The organism is Paenibacillus sp. FSL M7-0134, from assembly GCF_038007865.1.
GTDB lineage: Bacteria > Bacillota > Bacilli > Paenibacillales > Paenibacillaceae > Paenibacillus > Paenibacillus polymyxa_B.
Genome location: NZ_JBBOXV010000001.1, coordinates 3040682 through 3058190 on the forward strand (window position 1 = coordinate 3040682; position 17509 = coordinate 3058190).

Sequence of the window (17509 nt, forward strand, 5' to 3'; positions counted from 1 at the left end):
AGAATTTCACCCAAAATGAGAGGGTGAAGTTGATGCTGATTCACTATAACGGAAACATGCCACAGCTCCATTCATCTGTCTATATGGCAGAAGGAGCAAAAATTGTCGGAAAAGTAACGATCGGTCAAGATTCCTCTGTATGGTTTAATGCCGTACTGCGCGGAGATATGGCGCCTATCATCATCGGTGAACGCTGCAATATTCAGGACGGTGTCGTGGGACATGTGAACACGGATCAGCCCCTGTTGCTGGCGGATGACATTTCGGTAGGTCATGCTGCAATAATCCACGGTTGTACGGTAGGCAAAGGCACTTTAATCGGTATGGGGGCCATTGTACTCAACGGAGCGGAGCTTGGTGAATATGCTTTAATAGGAGCAGGGTCGGTCGTTACGGAAAATACCAAAATACCACCCTATACTCTTTCTCTCGGTACACCTGCCAAAGTGGTGCGCGAATTGACAGATGCAGATTTGCAGCGGATGTCACGAACGGCACTCAGCTATGTGGCGAAAGGAAAAGAATATAGGATCTCTTAAACTCATGTTGGAGGTGCATCCTATGGATAAAATGAAGGTTACTTATGAAGTAATGTTGGGCCTGTCTGCTGAGATGGTTTTGGACGAGGCATTACGTAAACACCGGAGTGAAAAACTCTACAAGGATATTGATGAGGCGCTAGCCTCCGGAGATGAAGTAGCTTTTCGTCATCTTACGGATGAGCTGAAAGCAATGAGTTAGAACAATTTTAGGAACCCTAAGTTGGATTTCAGACAAATCGTTAGTTCGAGATTATAATCATCAAACCTGACTGTAGCGGCGGTCAGGTTTTTTTGATACGCTTGGATATGATATAGTCTTTGTAGGATGGAGCCTGTACAAGGTAACTGTCGTATGAACGGAGGATGAAGGACGTGTCGTTATCTTATTTGTGGAGCCGGTCGTTCTTGACGAGCCGGCCTTTTTTGTGGCTGCTGTTCTGGTGTAATTTGCTGGGAACAGTGTATGGGTACATATGGTATGGGGGACAGTTGGAATATACACTAAATTATCACCCGTTGTGGCAGATTGTATTTGTGCCTGATAGTCCGACGGCGAGTCTGTTTTTTACGATCTCTATAGCATTTTTGCTCTATCCTCCGCGTCTTAAGAGCTTAAAGGTCATTCGGCAGATCATGGAGGCGTTGGCTGTTGTCACGAGTGTAAAATATGGCATCTGGGCTTCGGCTATTATTTTTTGGGGAGTCGCGCAGGGGGGACACATGATATGGCAGGATTGGATGCTGGTGGCATCTCACACGGCAATGGCGGTCGAAGTGTTACTGTTCGTGCGTTTTTTCACCTGCAAATGGACTGCTTTATGCCTAGCTGCACTCTGGACATTGTTAAATGATACGATGGATTATACATTTGGCATATATCCGTATCTTCCGAAGACGCTAACGGATGATGTACCGCAAGTGCGCGCTTTTACCTATATGCTGACCCTTGTCAGTATCATAGCGACATGGCTTGCCATGTTTGGGCGCAATCGAATGGGAGTAGAAGTGGAGAAATAGAGATGAATATTGTTATAAACCAAAAAGAATATATATTTAAAAAAGGAATCCGTGATGATCTTAAAATAAGAAAGAGCTTTAATCAATTAGCCAAACAAAGCTTTGGTTTTGATTTTGAGGCTTGGTATCAATTGGGCTTTTGGAATGATAAATATATCCCTTACGTACTTTTAGATGGGGAGGCTGTTGTGGCGAATGTATCTATAAGTCTGATGGATTTTTGTTTGTCGGGTGAAATAAGAAAGTATATCCAAATCGGAACTGTAATGACGGATACCAACTATAGAAATCAAGGGTTGAGCCGGTTTTTAATAGAACGTGTATTAGAAGATTGGCAGGGCAACTGTGATGCTATGTATTTGTTCGCAAATGATAGTGTGAAGAATTTTTACCCTAAATTCGGGTTTGTTTCGGTACAAGAATATCAATTAAACCGGAAAGTAACCGCAAACAACGTAGACATTAAAGTTGAGAAATTGAACATGGAAGAGCAGTCGGATTTAAATTTACTGAAAAATAAAAGTGCTAGATTAAATCCGTATTCACTTTTTGCTGCGAAAAGTAGTGAATGGCTGGTCTTATTCTATGCCATCTCGTTTTTTAATGATAAATTTTGGTATATACCTCAATACGATACGATTGTGGTTGCAGATTTTGAAGGGGATACGATGAATTGTTACGATATTTATGGAACGGGCGAAATTCCTATGGATATCATACTGTCAGCGGTAACGAAACAAGAAACGAAGAAGGTTGTTTTTGGCTTTACACCAAGAGAACAGGAAGGCTGCAATATTTCTCTGTTGAAACAGGAAGATACGACGCTATTTTATAAAACTAAAGATCAAAACACATGTAAAGAAAACCAACGAATGTTTCCTATTTTGTCCCGGGCATAACCCGGCTTCAAACGATTCGTCCTAAAGCAAGTTCTAGTCCCGGTAACCTTGCCATACAGTAAGGTGAGGAGGGATGTCCCATGTTTAGGGGTCAGGCGTTTCAAATTATGATACGTATTGTTTCGAGTGTTGTTTTATCTATGGTCCTGCTGCTATCTGTCTGCGTCCCTCCAGGTGTGGCAGAAGCGCGTGATCAGTCAAAACCCATAGGAAATACAAAAGAAATTGAGGAACTAGATCATGCAGCTGCGATACTGTACCGGGATGTCATGGACGGGAACATTGAAAAAGCGCGCGCGGATGTAGCCGAGGTGAGTCGATGGTTTGGCACCGGACAGGTGCAGGCAGCGTTATCTGTAGAGGCCATTCATGCTTTGTCCGGCAGCATCCTTGAGGTGCAGCAAGCTACACAGTCCGTCCAAGCATCACCGGATGAGTGGGTGAAGGCTGCGGCCAATTTACGACTTGCGACCGATGCGCTTGCACATCCGCGTCAGCCTTTATGGCAGCAGTATTATAAGATTTTAAAAGAAGATGTTAGTGGCTTGAACAGCCAGTTTGCTAAAGGTAACATGAAGGGTTTCAAAGCTGGAGCCGCAGTGCTGGAGGACCACTATGAGACGATCCGTACAGCAGCATTGATTCATGGCAGAACAAGTGAAGTTGTCCGGGCTGATTCATGGATTTCCTACGTCAAAGGTTTGGGGGATCAGCAAAATGCAGATGCCTCAGCGATTAGAGGGGCGTTGGATCAGGGGAATCCGACGTTTAATGCCTTGTTTGGACGTGAAAAAGACGCCACTGCCCTGGCGCCATTTATCCCGCGTGAAAGTGAGCGCCGGGCAGAATTGGCAATCGGCATGATTGTTCTGCTGGCGCTGGTCTATGCAGGTTATCGTAAATATCGAGCTGGTCTCTCTGGATAACGATGCAAAATTCAAACATTCGCGTCGTTGGCTGCTGAGCCATCCATATAGGTTAGCCCATCGCCCGGATTTCCGGGCTATTCCTCTTTGAACCCCTCTCCATGTACATCATGCACATCCTGTATGATAATAAACGCCCGTGGATCAACCGATTTAACAATTTGGTGCAAACGTCGTATTTCCTGACGAGGCACGACACAATAGGCAACATGCTTGGCCTGCTTGGAAAATGCACCTACAGCCGGAATAATAGTAACTCCGCGATCCATGTCCCTAATAATAATATCCGCAATGTCCATCGTGTGGTCGCTGATAATCATAAAGGCTCTGGCGGAATAGGCCCCTTCTTGTATAAAATCAATAATCTTGGACGCGATGAACACGGCGACTAATGTATATAGAATTTTTTCTTTTGGTATGTAAAGTAGTGAAGCACCGATAATGACAATATCAATGACCAGCAGAATCCTTCCCATACTCCAGCCAAACTTCCGGTTTAGAATACGAGCGATAATATCCGAGCCGCCCGTGGTGCCGCCAAAGCGGAACACAATACCTAACCCGGCCCCAAGCGTAACCCCTGCATATAATGAAGAAAGTATAAAATCGTGTTCAGTCTGAAACGTTCCCATCCATCCGAAATGAATCATTTTTTCAAATAACCACAGAAAAAAAGTGAGCGACCCGATACCTACCCCTGTATATAGAATTTGCTTGCCCCCAAGCATTTTCCAACCAATTAAAAATAAAGGAATGTTCAGAAGTAATGTGGAGAGAGAGGGTGAAATCGAAAAAGCATAATTAAGCAGCAGGGTGATCCCTGTAATACCTCCTTCCATCAGTTTACTGGGTATAATAAAATAAAGCAGACCGAATGCATAAATGGCGGTCCCGAGCACAATGGATAAAATCATTTTAAGCTGTTCCATGGACTTGGATATCTTCATATAATCCCTCGCAGTAGCAGTTTAAGGAAGAACGACTTCATGCTGATTTTGCTAAATCGCAGCTCCTTATATGTAGTATACCTTTTTACGGTAGCTTTAAAAGACTGATGACTGTAAGTTGGGATCATAAGTACACAATTAAAAAAAATTTGTTTTAAAATGTGCTTTACGATAACATATGAATAAACCTGCACATGGGGGGATTGCGTGTTTCATGGAAAAATCATTAGATGAAATTCAACGTGAGGTAGACCAGTATATATCTCAATTTAAGGAAGGGTATTTTAGCCCTTTGGCGATGTTGGCCCGGATGTCTGAGGAAGTCGGGGAACTGGCGAGGGAAGTTAATCACTCCTTTGGCGAGAAACCGAAAAAAACGGATGAGGCGGACAATTCCATTGAGCTGGAGCTGGGGGACATTTTGTTCATCACAGTTTGCTTTGCGAACTCACTAGGTATAAATTTGACCGAGGCTCATGATAAGGTCATGCAAAAATTTAACACGCGTGACGCGAATCGTTGGACTAAAAAGGACACCGATTAGGCGTTTTGTACATATGCTGTACCAAACCGGTTACCCGGAGGTGCAGTGTCATGAAGGCGGAGGAATACGTTCAGAAAGCTTATCAGTGCATTTTGCAGAACGATTTTGAGCAGGCCGTGGAATGGTTTGAAAAAGCAATTTCAGCCCAGCCTGATCATGCGGAGCATTATTTCCGGTGCTCGGTTACCTATGCTCGCAGTGGTCGTTTGGAGCAGGCTCTTGCATATGCAGAGCATGCGGTTCGTCTCGCTCCACAGCAGGATGAATATGTTCTCCATCTGCATGCACAGGAAGCCAGGCAGCATACGGAGAAGGCCAGAAAAATGCTGGATGTCGACAGAGCTACGCCACAGGTGCGTCAGGATGCGATTTTACTACTGGAACGAGCAATAGCCCTCGATCCGTTATGTGGGGATGCTTTTTTGCTGCTCGCATTGATTTATGACGAATTGAATGAGTATAAGCTGGCTGTGCAGGCTGCTCGTGAGGCGGCTGCACTGTTTCCTCACAATGTGCAGCTTGCCAACCTCATGAAGAAGTTATGCCAGCAGATGAATGAACAGATCTAACACAAATGGATGCATAAGGAGTTGTAGGGATATGTCAGAACCAATAAAAGTGGCTGTTGTAGGAGCAGCAGGGCGTATGGGCCGTGAAGTTATCAAATTGGTTCTTCAGGATGAGGAACTACAGCTTGTGGCCGCAGTGAACAGAACACATGCCGGCAGTGATGCCGGCCTTCTCGTCGGACTACCGGAAGCGGGTATCGCTATTGTGGAGGATGTGGAGCAGGCATTACTGGATAGTCGAGCGGATGTCATGGTCGATTTTACGGGGCCGCGTTTTGCGTACGCACATACAGCGCTTGCTATCAAGCATGGAGTTCGTCCGGTTATCGGAACGACAGGGTTTACCCCCGAACAGATTGATGAACTGGACAAGCAGTGTCGTGAGCAGCAGATTGGCGGTCTGATCGCGCCAAACTTTTCGATTGGAGTCATTTTGATGATGCGGTTTGCGGCTCAGGCAGCGAAATACTTCCCACATCTGGAAATCATCGAATATCATGGTGACCAAAAATTGGACGCGCCATCGGGCACAGCCATTAAGACCGCAGAGCTGATCGCCGAACAGCGTGAAGAGTTACGACAGGGTAACCCGGAAGAGGAAGAAACGTTAGAAGGATCACGGGGGGGTTACTATCAAGGGTTCCGTGTCCACAGTGTCCGTCTTCCCGGTGTGTTCGCACAGCAAGAAGTTATATTCGGAGGATTTGGACAATCTCTGAAAATTCGTCAGGATTCTTATGAACGGGCGGGCTATATGCCTGGTGTTAAAATCGGTATTCAGAAGGTCATGGAGCAGCCAGGGCTTGTATATGGATTTGAGCATTACATCGATTAAGAATACGCGAATGATTTGACGAATGAAATTATAGAATGAGGCAGGAGGAACTTTGAATGTTAAAGATTGCATTTATAGCGCATGACCGAAAAAAGGATGAAATGGTGAATTTCATAACGGCCTATGAGCATGTTTTTACAGATCACCAATTATTTTCAACAGGTACAACAGGTCTGCGCATTATGGAGCAAACCAAGCTTCAAATTCACCGTTTCATGTCCGGGCCGCTTGGAGGAGATCAGCAAATCGGGGCTATGGTTGCGCAAAATGACATGGACTTGATTATATTCTTGCGTGATCCGCTCATGGCACAACCGCATGAGCCGGACATTAGCGCCTTGTTACGTTTGTGTGACGTGCAGGGGATCCCTTTGGCAACTAACGTTGCAACTGCTGAAATACTGGTCAAAGCACTAGACCGTGGCGATTTTGCTTGGCGTGAGCTGGTACATAAATATAAACCGGGCATTGACCAGCAGGGTGATGTAAAATGACGCTGGACATCCTGATTTTCGGAGCCCATGCCGACGATGCAGAAATAGGAATGGGTGGCACGATTGCCAAGCATACAGCCGCTGGTTTAAAGGTGGGCGTGTGCGATTTGACGCGGGCTGAAATGTCATCCAATGGTGATGTGGATACTCGTATGTCAGAAGCTGAACATGCTTCGAAAGTGCTCGGGCTTGCTGTGCGTACGAATTTGGGTCTGCCTGATCGTGGATTAAATGTGACTCCTGAACATGTAGCTGCAGTTACAGCAGAAATTCGACGCCATGCACCGAAAGTTGTATTCGCTCCTTATTGGGAGGATCGGCATCCAGACCATGTCATGTGCAGCAAGTTGGTGGAGGAAGCGGTATTTAACGCCAAGTTGCGACGTTTTATGCCAGAAAATCCTGCGGTACAGGTAGAGCAATTATATTTTTATTTTATTAATGATATTGGCAGAACGGATTTGATTGTGGATATTACCGAGCATTATGAAGCCAAGGAACAGTCGTTGTTGAGTTATGCTTCGCAATTTCAGGCAACGCCTGGAAAGGATACAGTATCCACACCATTAAATCAGGGATATGTAGAACGCGTAAAAGCTCGCGACTCGTTGTTGGGTCAGCGCAAACTGATTTCGTATGCAGAAGGCTTTGCGTCCAAAACGCCATACCTGGTTAAGCTATTCACATAAGGATTTTGCAAAAATCCAATAAGCGACTTCCAATGATAAGATATAGATCGAAATGGTTTAGTTTGTCTATATCTTGTACTTCGGAGCGATTGGAATCGAATTTTGCAAAATCCTGACATAAGAATTCTATACTTGAGCATTTTGCAGAATGTTAAAATAAATCGGCAGAAAAGTTATCACTGATGGGCGGAAGGAGGCAGCTTAGCTTGAATGACAAACTGAAAATTGGAATTACCTGTTACCCGTCGCTGGGTGGCTCCGGCGTAGTGGCTACTGAGTTGGGTAAGTTGCTGGCAGAAAAAGGGCACGAGGTCCATTTTATTGCCAATAGCATTCCGTTCAGATTAGGCGGGGCGTTTCAAAAAAATATTTTTTATCATGAGGTTGAAGTTAACGATTATTACGTGTTTAGATATCCGCCATATGATTTGTCACTGGCGACCAAAATGGCCCAAGTCGCACAAATGAAGAATTTGGACGTACTCCATGTTCATTATGCGGTACCACATGCAGTATGCGCTTACTTGGCGAAGGAAATGGTGGGTGATCATCTGAAGGTGGTAACCACCTTGCATGGTACGGACATTACCGTGTTGGCACAGGATGAGTCGTTGAAGGACCTGATTCGGCTGGCTATTAACAAAAGTGACGCTGTGACAGCAGTTTCCAAGGATTTGATTCGGGAGACGATAGATGCGTTGGAAATTACACGGCCTATTGATTTAACCTACAATTTTGTAGATAAACGGGTATATTATCCACGAGATGCCGCTGCGCTTAGAAGTGATTTTGCCCAACCGCATGAAAAAATAATGATGCATATTTCCAATTTCCGTCCTGTCAAAAGGGTGGGAGATGTGTTGGATATATTTGAAAGAGTGCAACGTAAAGTACCTGCGAAGCTTCTGTTGGTGGGGGAAGGACCGGATCTTCCAAAAATCCGTTGCAAAATCGAGACTTTAGGTCTGCAAGATAAGGTCTTCTTTTTAGGTAAGCAGGATCAGATCGCAGAAGTGATTTCTATGGCAGATGTACTGCTGCTTCCCTCGGAAAAAGAAAGTTTTGGTCTGGTTGCGCTGGAAGCAATGGCCTGTGGAGTGCCGACTATCGGTTCTCAGGCAGGGGGAGTACCTGAACTCGTTGTGCATGGAACTACAGGGTATCTTGCTGAAATCGGTAATACGGAGGCAATGGCTGATTATGCAGTAGAGCTGTTGTCCGATGAAGCGATGGCGGAACGTTTCCGTGAAGCGTGTCTGACACGCGCCCGTACAGTTTTCTGTGATAAGCTGATTACCCGTCAATATGAAGAGATATATTACCGTGTGTTGGGACGCGAGGTGCCGGATCTTAAACCGATCAGCGTTTAAGGGGGCGGACTCGCGTCCGTTTTTTATATTGAATACTTGCAAAGGGGGAAACCCTGTGAATACAAATACTTGGCAATATGCTGACCAAGAGATGGCTCTTCATGGTAGAGAGGTCATACATACACTAACAGCAGCAGGACACGAAGCTTACTGGGTCGGTGGTTGTGTGCGGGATGAGCTATTAGGACGAGCTATTCATGATATGGATTTGACCACTTCGGCTGAGCCTGAACAGGTCATAGCGCTATTCCCTCACGTCATTCCGACAGGGATTCAGCATGGGACGGTTACGGTCATGCAGGGTGGTCATGCGTTCGAGGTGACCACTTTTCGTACGGAAAGCGGTTATGCCGATCACCGCCGTCCAACGGAAGTTGCCTTCGTGAAGGATATCCGTGAGGATCTGATGCGACGGGATTTTACTATGAATGCGATTGCGATGGCAGAACACGGAGAGCGGGTGGACCCGTTTGGGGGAGAAGCCGATTTACGAGCTGCTCTCGTTCGTTGTGTAGGCCGAGCCGAGGAACGCTTTGAGGAGGACGGGTTGCGGATGCTGCGTTGCATCCGTTTTGCCTCTGTATTTCGGTTCCGCGTTGCATTCAACACCTGGAAAGGTATGATTCGGCGCAGAGAGGGACTTCGTTACATAGCCATGGAACGTGTGCGGGTCGAGCTGGAAAAGATGCTGGCGGGCCCTGACCCTTTACGTGGGTTGGAGATGCTGGGGCGTAGCGGATTGCTCGGCTGTACGAAGGTTCCGGTTCCCTGGGAGCAATGTGAAGCACAAGCGCTCAAGGGGATCGTTCAACTGCAAGAAGAACTGCGGTGGGGCCTGCTCTTAATGTCTTGTAGACTTACCTCAGAGGTAGCTGACGAGCTACTAAGAGCTTGGACCTTCTCCAACGCGGTACGACTTCGGCTGGTTCATTTGCTGGAATGGGAGACCGAATTAATCTACAGTACTAGTGTCATAGCTGGCGACTCCGTTACGGAGGAGTCTGACATTATCAACGATGAGGCACTGCGTCGTAGCTGGATTCGACTGCTAATTAGACTGGGAAAGGATACAGCTTCAGACTGGCTTGATCTTTACAATACACTGCCTGCTTCATTCCGCGGATTACCGCCATGGGTAGAAAAGCATGTGGCGAAAACAGCCGAACTGGCAAGCTTGTGGACAAAGCAGGCTGTAGTCGTTCGTATCAAAGATTTAAATATTACAGGAAATGAACTGGTTCAGGAGATGAATCGACCAGGCGGACCTTGGCTGGGTCAGATGATGGAACAGCTTTTACAAGCTGTTGCCTGTGGAGATATTCCGAATGAAACAGAAACATTGCTTCAGGAAGCGAAACGGGTGATGAGTAGTGAATAATCATGAAAGATTGTTAGGCATACTGGAGGAAGGTACATCCGATTACGTATCAGGGGAGGAAATCAGCCGACGGCTCTCGGTTAGCCGAACAGCAGTATGGAAGCAGATCAACAAACTGCGTGAGTTGGGCTACAATATTGATGCCTCCTCGCGTCGGGGCTATCGGTTGATATCCCGACCGGATCGGCTAGAAGTCTCCAAATTGGCCGATATATTAAATACCCAATCGTTTGGCCAGCGTATCGTTGTACTGGATTCGACGGTATCCACTCAGCAGGATGCCATGCGTTTGGCAGAAGAGGGCGCGCCAGAGGGGACAGTAGTGCTTGCAGAGGAACAAACGGCAGGTCGGGGACGTCTGGGGCGGAAGTGGTATTCACCTCGTGGCAAAGGAGTCTGGTTGAGCATTGTGTTGCGCCCTACCCAGCCTTTGGCTTTTACCCCCCAGCTAACGCTACTTACAGGTGTAGCAGTGTGTAGAGCCATTCGTCGGCTGACGGGTGTGGAGGCTGGTATCAAATGGCCAAACGATCTGCTGATTCATGGTCGCAAAGTATCCGGTATTCTGTTGGAATCTGCAACAGAGGATCAACGGGTTCGCTATTGTATTGCAGGGATCGGCATTGACGTAAATTTGAATAAAGAAGATTACCCGGAAGAGTTATCGCAGGTGGGAACGTCATTGAAAATAGAAGCAGAGCGTGAAATTGACCGTACTGTGCTGATTGCCTCAGTGCTGGAAGAGATGGAACAGCTAAGTAAGTTGTATGCCGAGCAGGGGTTCCAGCCTATAGCCATGCTGTGGGAGGCTTTGTCCGTGACTATGAACCGTAGTGTACGGGCACATACCGGACAAGGGATAACTGTAGAAGGTACAGCTGTTGGCTTGGACCCTTCCGGGGCACTCGTGATAGAAACGGATCAGGGAGAGCGAATTCAGGTCATTTCAGGGGATATACAATTATAGAAGCGACCTTAGCTATGAAAACGACCGAAATCGTTCTATTCTCTGTGCAAAACTTCACGTGAAAAAGCTGATGTTTTTTGTTATACTGTGCAGGAGGCGGCATCGGACGGTCCGAGCTGCACTCCAGGGGCACATGCTCTACTTTAGCAAGTTTGTAAGACCATCATAACTTCATTTGAAGGTTACGTTGGATTCTGCTCTGAGCCGAACAGGACCGAGACAGAAGGGACGATCTCAAAATGAGTGTCTTTTTTGGCTGTTCGGACCTTTTGATGACGCAGATGTACAGGCGTTCATAAAAGGTTATTTTTTGTGCCAAAAAAAGATGGAAGGGAGCCATTCGCAATGGCAGGAAAACAAGCACTGAATATTGTGAAAATGAAAAAAATGAAGCAAGAGGGCATTCCGCTCAGTATGCTGACCGCCTATGATTATCCATCGGCTAAAATAGCCGAGGAGGCGGGAATTGACATGATTCTCGTAGGTGACTCGCTGGGTAACGTAGTTCTTGGTTACGATTCAACCATCCCTGTAACCTTGGATGATATCGTGTACCATTCCCGGGCAGTCGCAAGAGGCGCGGAACATACATTTATCGTAGCGGACATGCCTTTTATGACATATCACAGCAGCGTATCAGAAAGTCTTCAGGGCATCCGCCGTCTGATGCAGGAAGGACATGTGCATGCTGTTAAATTGGAGGGCGGAGCTGAAATTGCCGATGTCGTAAAAGCAACTGTTCAGGCAGGTGTGCCTGTATTGGGACATATCGGGCTTACTCCGCAATCGGTTAATCAAATTGGCGGCTATCGCATTCAAGGCAAGGACGAAGCGGACGCACGCCGGTTGATGGCGGACGCCAAGACGCTGGAGCAGGCGGGTGCTTTTGGCGTTGTACTGGAATTGGTAACTGAGGAAGTGGCAACAGCGATTTCTAAAGAGCTTTCCATTCCAACCATTGGAATTGGTGCTGGACGTGGATGTGACGGTCAGGTACTTGTTTATCACGATCTGATTCAGTACGCATCGCCTTATTTCAGCAAACGCTTTGTTAAAACCTATGCCGATGTAGGCGGCTTGATCCGCAGCAGCATTGAGCAGTATGTGAGTGATGTGAAAGGGCGGGCATTTCCGGCCGCAGAGCATGTGTTCAGCGCGGATGACCGCGTTGTGGAATCCCTATACGGTAAGGCAAAAGGACAGACACAGGAACAAGCTAAGGAAAAGGTGGAATCTCGGTCATGATCATCGTAAGAGAAGTGGCTCAGCTGCGCAAGATTATTGCTGAACGTCGGCAGCTTGGGACAAACGGAGCAAAAACAATAAACGATTCTGCTTCTTTACAGCAACATAAAGTCGGCTTTGTACCAACAATGGGATACCTGCATGAAGGACATGCGAGCTTGATGCACAAGGCGCGTGAAATGGCAGATACGGTGGTGCTTAGCATTTTCGTAAATCCGATTCAATTTGGACCGAATGAAGATCTGGAAAGCTACCCCCGCGATGAAGCTCGTGATTTGGAGGTAGCACGGCGCGAGGGCGTGGATATTGTATTTTTGCCAACTGTAGCAGAAATGTATCCACAACCAACCCAAACCAAAATTCGTGTATCCGCTTTGACAGATCGCTTGTGCGGTGCCTCCCGTCCCGGCCATTTTGATGGTGTGACTACGGTGGTAGCCAAGCTTTTTAACATGATAGGTCCTGATTTGGCCTTTTTTGGAATGAAGGACGCGCAGCAGGTTGCTGTGCTCCAGCAGATGGTGACTGATCTCAATATGAACGTGACTATCGTACCTTGTCCCATCGTCAGAGAGGCGGATGGTTTGGCCCTCAGCTCCCGTAATGTGTATTTAAGTGCAGAACAGCGCGAGCAGGCGTTGGTGCTGTCCCAGTCACTGCGTAAGGTGCAAGAAGTGAGCGAAGATATTGTAACAAACACAATTACGATTCGTCAGCTACATCAAATGGTGGAGTCCACCATTACTTCCTCTCCTTTAGCAGACATTGATTACATTGAAATATTAACTTTTCCCGGTCTGGAGCCCCTTCTTCCCGAGCAACGGCTATGTGATGTTCAGGAAGACGTCATCGTAGCGCTGGCTGTGAAATTTGGCAATACCCGACTGATTGACAATATAAGAATACAGAAGGCGGAGGTGCTTTCCCATGTTTAGAACCATGATGAAATCCAAAATTCACCGCGCTACCGTTACGGAAGCTAACCTGAACTATGTGGGGAGTATCACTATAGATGAAGATCTCATGGAGACATCGGATCTGTTGGAGAATGAAAAGGTTCAAATTGTAAACAATAACAATGGAGCTCGACTGGAAACCTATGTTATCCCCGGACCGCGTGGGAGCGGAGTGATCTGTCTCAACGGTGCGGCAGCCCGTTTGGTGCAGCCTGGTGATACAGTCATTATTATTTCCTATGCTTCCATGTCGAATGAAGAGGCCAAAACATACAAACCAACAGTGGTATTTGTTGATGAACATAATAAACCAGCCCAAACGATGAACAAAGAAGTACACGCGACGATCATGTAATGAATGGGAGTGCGGATGAAACCCGTCTTTTAAGCGAAAAATGTGAGTGTATTAATCCATCTTTCATAAGGGCGGGATGCACATGTTCCAGCATGTATTCGCAGAAATGAACAGCATGTTAGATGATATCGTGAAGCATTACCCATCAGCCCAGGGCTCCCGCAGGCAGGAGCTGCTACAGCACTGGAGTCTGCTGCGGAGAATGAGTGACGGAATTATGGATGAGTGGCTGGCCTTTGAGGAAAAAATGGTTTGCTTGCGTGCGGCCGGATTTTCCGCAGAGACCGATATGTCTGACACTGAGCTGCCTGAAAAAGAGCTGCCAGCTTTTAATCGGGGGCAAGGGTATTATCGATTACTTATGTACCCTGAGGCGATCCAACAATTTGAGCAGGTACTACAGCATTTTCCGAACAGCTGGCAGAGTCGCATGTATATGGGAATGGCCTATTTTCAACTGGATGATCCAGCAGAGGCTGTATGCCATTTTCAGAAGGTGCTGGACCTGACTGAGCAGGCAGGACTAAAGGCGGTCATCTATAATGCGCTAGGCTGTCTGTTGGCAAAGCAGGCTGACGTAGAGGAGGCGCAAAAATGTTTTGCTCTCGCACATCAGTTCGATCCTGCGTTACCCGAGCCGCTGCACAATATGGAAGCCTGTTTGTCCGGTACCGAAATGCTTCGATACGACAGCTCCATGATGACCTGGATGTAGTTGTCAGACACCGAGTAAGACGATGCATGCCCACCTCCTCAGGCGGCGTGTGCATCGTCTTTTTTGGCTGTCTTAATTTCCAAACAGGCGATCTTCTGCTATGCTAATATATAGAGTTATTATTTTTGTAAGTGTCATAAGAAAGGATTAAGCCCGAATGAAATTTGCGGTATTGGATTTTGAAACGACAGGCACCCAGTCCGCGGATGACATCATTCAAGTCGGACTTGCAATTATAGATCATGATAACAGCATTTCCCGTGTTTACGGCTCTTATGTGAACCCTGGCAGATCTATTCCACCTTTTATCACTGGATTGACCGGAATTACAGACGATGACGTCAAGGATGCTCCTGCACTTGAAGAAATGATGATGGAGCTCGTGCCTATGCTGGACGATGTTGTGCTGGTCGGTCATAATGTGGCGTTTGATTTTAATTTTTTGCAAAACGCTCTGGATCGGTGCGGATATTTACCGTTTAGCGGAAGAATCTTGGATACAATGGATTTTCTGAAAATTATGTTTCCATCGCTATCTTCGTATCAGTTGGGTTTTGTGTCTTCTGAGTTCGGGCTGGCGCATGATCGCCCTCACCAAGCAGACAGCGACGCGTTGGCTACGGCTGAGGTGTTTTTAAAGTGTCTGGGTGAGCTTCAAGCATTACCTCTGATAACGATACAGCGGCTTAGTGATTTGTTTGCAGAGGAAGACAGTGACCTTGGATGGTTTCTTGATGGGGTGCGTGAAGAGAAAGAGCTTGATCCTATTCAGGATTTGGAGGGACATCAGTTTTTTCGTCAGCTTGCGCTAAAAGTGGAAGATTGGACGGAGCTAGCTGCACCGCGTAGAGAAGATGACCCGAATCCACTTTCAGGTGTTTCCTTTGAGGAGTACATGGATGATGTGCGGGACAATTTGCGTTCATCCTTGAGCCAATATGAGGAGCGCGAGGCGCAGATACAGATGATTGAGGGTGTAAATCAGGCACTGAGTGAAGACAAGCATCTGCTGATCGAAGCAGGTACAGGAACAGGAAAGTCTCTCGGTTATTTGCTCCCATCGCTGTATCACAGTGTAAAAAAAGGACAGCGCGTTATGGTAAGTACACATACGATCAACCTGCAGGAGCAATTACGCGAGCGCGACATTCCTATGCTGACCAAGGTGATTCCGTTTCCGTTCCGGGCTGCTATTTTCAAGGGTCGGGGACATTATTTGTGTCTGCGTAAGTTTGAACATAAAATAAACAGAAGAGACTTCGCGACACCGAAGGAAGACTTAATTACAGCGGCTCAGATGATCGTCTGGTTGACGCTAACAGAAACCGGTGATGATGAAGAACTGAATCTGAGCAACCGTGGAGGGGATTTCTGGGAAACGGTGGCGAGTGATTCAGAGTCCTGTCTTGGTCGTTCTTGTCCATGGTTCCGCAAATGTTATTATCATCGTGCACGCCATGAAGCAGGGATAGCGGATGTCGTTATTACGAATCACTCTAAGTTGTTCACAGACGTCAAAGCCAGTCACCAGTTGTTGCCGAGCTATGAACATCTGGTGATTGATGAAGCCCATCACCTGGAGGAAGTAGCTGGTAAGCACCTAGGTATGCATATGAAATATTTCACACTCGTGCATACACTGACGCGACTGTTCAAAGACAGCAAGAATGGACAACTGCCTTCACTTCGTCAACAGTTGGCAAAATCGGGGCACGAGAAGTCGGCGGATTGGGCTTCAACCATCGACCAGATGTATCCGCTCGTGTTAGAGGTTAAGGAAACTTGGGACCTGCTAAGCGACAAGCTGTTTGGCATGTTGCCAGAGCGAAGCGATGCGACACCGGGTGAAACAGGACAGTTTTCTTCCCGTCTCAAACCTTCGGCCAAGCCTGCAAAGTGGGATCAGGCGGGTGCTTTGGAAAATCAGCTATATGTAACGATGAGCGAAATTTTGCGTAAGGGCGACAAGCTGATGCTGGACGTCAAGGAAGAACATGACGATTATGCGGCAGATAGCCTTATTACAGATATCACGGGTCTGCTCAAGGATTTGGCGGGAATCCGAGAAAATTTGCGCTTTTTTATCCGACTCGATGATGAAACAACCGTATACTGGCTCGAAGCGAGTGGGCAATTCCGTAGTAAATCATTGCAATTTTATGCGGTGCCCGTCGATGTGAGCCGCCAGTTGAAAGAAATGTTTTTTGACAAAAAAAGAAGCATTATTCTGACGTCTGCTACCTTATCGGTAGATAAGTCGTTTCAGTACATGATCGATCAGCTCGGCTTGCAGGAGGCCGCAGATCAAGAGCGGCTGATGACTTCGCAGCTCCCGTCACCCTTTAATTACAGGGATCAGGTGTTGCTGGTCATTCCACGGGATTTCCCAAGCGTGAAGGGCAGTGTAGGAGATGCACACTTTGTAGATATGCTCGTTAGCTCTCTAGGAGCGACTGCTCAGGCGACGCGGGGGAGAATGCTCGTTCTGTTTACTTCCTATCGGATGCTCCGGCAAGTGTATGAGCCGCTCAAAGAGGCCTTAGCATCCAGCGAAATTACTGTGCTGGGACAAGGTGTGGACAGTGGGAGTCGCAGCAAGCTAACCCGCCGTTTTCAGGAAGCCAAAGCTTCTGTATTGCTGGGAACCAGCAGCTTCTGGGAAGGCGTCGATATTCCAGGAAAGGCTCTGACTTGTCTGGCCATTGTTCGCTTGCCGTTTCAACCGCCGAATCACCCGTTGCTGGAGGCAAAAAGCGAGCTGCTTCAGCAGCAGAAGAAGAATCCATTTATGAAGCTGTCTGTACCACAAGCGGTCATTCGCTTCAAACAGGGATTTGGTCGGTTAGTACGTACAGCGAGCGACCACGGGGTCGTTATCGTTTACGATACGCGTGTGATCGAATCCTATTACGGAAAGCACTTTTTGTACTCGTTACCGGGACCAAAAATGGAGCATATGCCATCGGAGCAAATGGTGCCCCGCATCGCCGAATGGCTCCAATCCGCCCCGGAGACAGAGGCATAACGGACGGACACTAAGTATGTTCGTTACAATTAGGGG

19 protein-coding genes are annotated in these 17509 nt (G+C 47.0%); 18 read left to right on the top strand and 1 reads right to left on the bottom strand.

Annotated elements, in window-relative coordinates; translation table 11 throughout:
* Nucleotides 1-32 precede the first annotated feature (32 nt).
* The 5 genes from NSQ58_RS13630 (at nucleotide 33) to NSQ58_RS13650 (ending at nucleotide 3384) form a co-directional block, all read left to right on the top strand.
* Nucleotides 33-539 carry a gamma carbonic anhydrase family protein gene (locus tag NSQ58_RS13630; RefSeq protein ID WP_023989153.1) on the top strand — a complete coding sequence of 169 codons (507 nt, stop codon included), beginning with the start codon at nucleotides 33-35 and terminating at the stop codon, nucleotides 537-539.
* 22 nt (nucleotides 540-561) lie between these two features.
* Nucleotides 562-741, top strand: coding sequence for an IDEAL domain-containing protein (locus NSQ58_RS13635; protein WP_013371655.1), 180 nt, complete (start codon nucleotides 562-564; stop codon nucleotides 739-741).
* A gap of 173 nt (nucleotides 742-914) precedes the next feature.
* A complete protein-coding gene (locus NSQ58_RS13640; protein WP_341057585.1) occupies nucleotides 915-1559 on the top strand; it encodes a DUF1405 domain-containing protein in 645 nt (214 codons plus the stop codon).
* 2 nt (nucleotides 1560-1561) lie between these two features.
* Nucleotides 1562-2458, top strand: coding sequence for a GNAT family N-acetyltransferase (locus tag NSQ58_RS13645; RefSeq protein WP_341057587.1), 897 nt, complete (start codon nucleotides 1562-1564; stop codon nucleotides 2456-2458).
* Nucleotides 2459-2538: 80 nt separating this feature from the next.
* Nucleotides 2539-3384, top strand: coding sequence for a sporulation protein YpjB (locus tag NSQ58_RS13650; protein ID WP_023989150.1), 846 nt, complete (start codon nucleotides 2539-2541; stop codon nucleotides 3382-3384).
* A gap of 77 nt (nucleotides 3385-3461) precedes the next feature.
* Here NSQ58_RS13650 and NSQ58_RS13655 read toward each other — a convergent pair whose 3' ends face one another.
* Nucleotides 3462-4331, bottom strand: coding sequence for a YitT family protein (locus NSQ58_RS13655; RefSeq protein WP_023989149.1), 870 nt, complete (start codon nucleotides 4329-4331; stop codon nucleotides 3462-3464).
* Nucleotides 4332-4545: 214 nt separating this feature from the next.
* On the opposite strand from NSQ58_RS13655, the gene NSQ58_RS13660 reads away from it, so the two are divergent.
* The 13 genes from NSQ58_RS13660 to dinG all read left to right on the top strand — a co-directional run bounded on the left by NSQ58_RS13660 (nucleotide 4546) and on the right by dinG (nucleotide 17473).
* Nucleotides 4546-4875 (top strand): nucleotide pyrophosphohydrolase, encoded by a 330-nt coding sequence (locus NSQ58_RS13660; RefSeq protein WP_023989148.1) that lies wholly within the window; start codon nucleotides 4546-4548, stop codon nucleotides 4873-4875.
* Nucleotides 4876-4925: 50 nt separating this feature from the next.
* Nucleotides 4926-5444: a tetratricopeptide repeat protein gene (locus tag NSQ58_RS13665; RefSeq protein WP_013310696.1), complete on the top strand. Its 519-nt coding sequence runs from the start codon at nucleotides 4926-4928 to the stop codon at nucleotides 5442-5444.
* Nucleotides 5445-5475: 31 nt separating this feature from the next.
* Nucleotides 5476-6279, top strand: a complete 804-nt coding sequence (dapB, locus tag NSQ58_RS13670; RefSeq protein ID WP_076295289.1) for a 4-hydroxy-tetrahydrodipicolinate reductase — start codon at nucleotides 5476-5478, stop codon at nucleotides 6277-6279.
* A gap of 56 nt (nucleotides 6280-6335) precedes the next feature.
* A complete protein-coding gene (mgsA, locus tag NSQ58_RS13675; RefSeq protein WP_023989145.1) occupies nucleotides 6336-6773 on the top strand; it encodes a methylglyoxal synthase in 438 nt (145 codons plus the stop codon).
* A complete protein-coding gene (bshB1, locus tag NSQ58_RS13680; RefSeq protein WP_023989144.1) occupies nucleotides 6770-7462 on the top strand; it encodes a bacillithiol biosynthesis deacetylase BshB1 in 693 nt (230 codons plus the stop codon). Before mgsA ends, bshB1 begins: the two co-directional genes overlap by 4 nt.
* Nucleotides 7463-7668: 206 nt before the next feature.
* The gene (gene bshA, locus NSQ58_RS13685) at nucleotides 7669-8832 is read left to right on the top strand and encodes an N-acetyl-alpha-D-glucosaminyl L-malate synthase BshA (RefSeq protein WP_023989143.1); all 1164 of its coding nucleotides are present in this window, start codon (nucleotides 7669-7671) and stop codon (nucleotides 8830-8832) included.
* Nucleotides 8833-8887: 55 nt separating this feature from the next.
* A complete protein-coding gene (locus NSQ58_RS13690; protein WP_053325665.1) occupies nucleotides 8888-10210 on the top strand; it encodes a CCA tRNA nucleotidyltransferase in 1323 nt (440 codons plus the stop codon).
* Nucleotides 10203-11177: a biotin--[acetyl-CoA-carboxylase] ligase gene (locus NSQ58_RS13695; RefSeq protein ID WP_053325664.1), complete on the top strand. Its 975-nt coding sequence runs from the start codon at nucleotides 10203-10205 to the stop codon at nucleotides 11175-11177. Before NSQ58_RS13690 ends, NSQ58_RS13695 begins: the two co-directional genes overlap by 8 nt.
* Before the next feature lie 345 nt (nucleotides 11178-11522).
* Nucleotides 11523-12422, top strand: a complete 900-nt coding sequence (gene panB, locus NSQ58_RS13700; protein ID WP_341057589.1) for a 3-methyl-2-oxobutanoate hydroxymethyltransferase — start codon at nucleotides 11523-11525, stop codon at nucleotides 12420-12422.
* Nucleotides 12419-13357 (top strand): pantoate--beta-alanine ligase, encoded by a 939-nt coding sequence (gene panC, locus NSQ58_RS13705; protein WP_023989138.1) that lies wholly within the window; start codon nucleotides 12419-12421, stop codon nucleotides 13355-13357. Before panB ends, panC begins: the two co-directional genes overlap by 4 nt.
* Nucleotides 13350-13733 carry an aspartate 1-decarboxylase gene (gene panD, locus NSQ58_RS13710; protein WP_013371641.1) on the top strand — a complete coding sequence of 128 codons (384 nt, stop codon included), beginning with the start codon at nucleotides 13350-13352 and terminating at the stop codon, nucleotides 13731-13733. Before panC ends, panD begins: the two co-directional genes overlap by 8 nt.
* An 82-nt stretch (nucleotides 13734-13815) precedes the next feature.
* The gene (locus NSQ58_RS13715) at nucleotides 13816-14448 is read left to right on the top strand and encodes a tetratricopeptide repeat protein (protein ID WP_023989137.1); all 633 of its coding nucleotides are present in this window, start codon (nucleotides 13816-13818) and stop codon (nucleotides 14446-14448) included.
* A gap of 157 nt (nucleotides 14449-14605) precedes the next feature.
* On the top strand, nucleotides 14606-17473 hold the full coding sequence (gene dinG, locus NSQ58_RS13720) for an ATP-dependent DNA helicase DinG (RefSeq protein ID WP_053325663.1): 2868 nt from the start codon (nucleotides 14606-14608) through the stop codon (nucleotides 17471-17473).
* The last annotated feature ends 36 nt before the right edge of the window (nucleotides 17474-17509 follow it).

What these genes read in the sequence shown, in the direction of transcription:
- NSQ58_RS13630 (WP_023989153.1), top strand. Translation starts at nt 33, where the DNA reads ATGCTGATTCACTATAACGGAAACATGCCACAGCTCCATTCATCTGTC.
- NSQ58_RS13635 (WP_013371655.1), top strand. Translation starts at nt 562, where the DNA reads ATGGATAAAATGAAGGTTACTTATGAAGTAATGTTGGGCCTGTCTGCT.
- NSQ58_RS13645 (WP_341057587.1), top strand. Translation starts at nt 1,562, where the DNA reads ATGAATATTGTTATAAACCAAAAAGAATATATATTTAAAAAAGGAATC.
- NSQ58_RS13650 (WP_023989150.1), top strand. Translation starts at nt 2,539, where the DNA reads ATGTTTAGGGGTCAGGCGTTTCAAATTATGATACGTATTGTTTCGAGT.
- NSQ58_RS13655 (WP_023989149.1), bottom strand. Translation starts at nt 4,331, where the DNA reads ATGAAGATATCCAAGTCCATGGAACAGCTTAAAATGATTTTATCCATT.
- NSQ58_RS13660 (WP_023989148.1), top strand. Translation starts at nt 4,546, where the DNA reads ATGGAAAAATCATTAGATGAAATTCAACGTGAGGTAGACCAGTATATA.
- NSQ58_RS13665 (WP_013310696.1), top strand. Translation starts at nt 4,926, where the DNA reads ATGAAGGCGGAGGAATACGTTCAGAAAGCTTATCAGTGCATTTTGCAG.
- dapB (WP_076295289.1), top strand. Translation starts at nt 5,476, where the DNA reads ATGTCAGAACCAATAAAAGTGGCTGTTGTAGGAGCAGCAGGGCGTATG.
- mgsA (WP_023989145.1), top strand. Translation starts at nt 6,336, where the DNA reads ATGTTAAAGATTGCATTTATAGCGCATGACCGAAAAAAGGATGAAATG.
- bshB1 (WP_023989144.1), top strand. Translation starts at nt 6,770, where the DNA reads ATGACGCTGGACATCCTGATTTTCGGAGCCCATGCCGACGATGCAGAA.
- panB (WP_341057589.1), top strand. Translation starts at nt 11,523, where the DNA reads ATGGCAGGAAAACAAGCACTGAATATTGTGAAAATGAAAAAAATGAAG.
- panC (WP_023989138.1), top strand. Translation starts at nt 12,419, where the DNA reads ATGATCATCGTAAGAGAAGTGGCTCAGCTGCGCAAGATTATTGCTGAA.
- panD (WP_013371641.1), top strand. Translation starts at nt 13,350, where the DNA reads ATGTTTAGAACCATGATGAAATCCAAAATTCACCGCGCTACCGTTACG.
- NSQ58_RS13715 (WP_023989137.1), top strand. Translation starts at nt 13,816, where the DNA reads ATGTTCCAGCATGTATTCGCAGAAATGAACAGCATGTTAGATGATATC.
- dinG (WP_053325663.1), top strand. Translation starts at nt 14,606, where the DNA reads ATGAAATTTGCGGTATTGGATTTTGAAACGACAGGCACCCAGTCCGCG.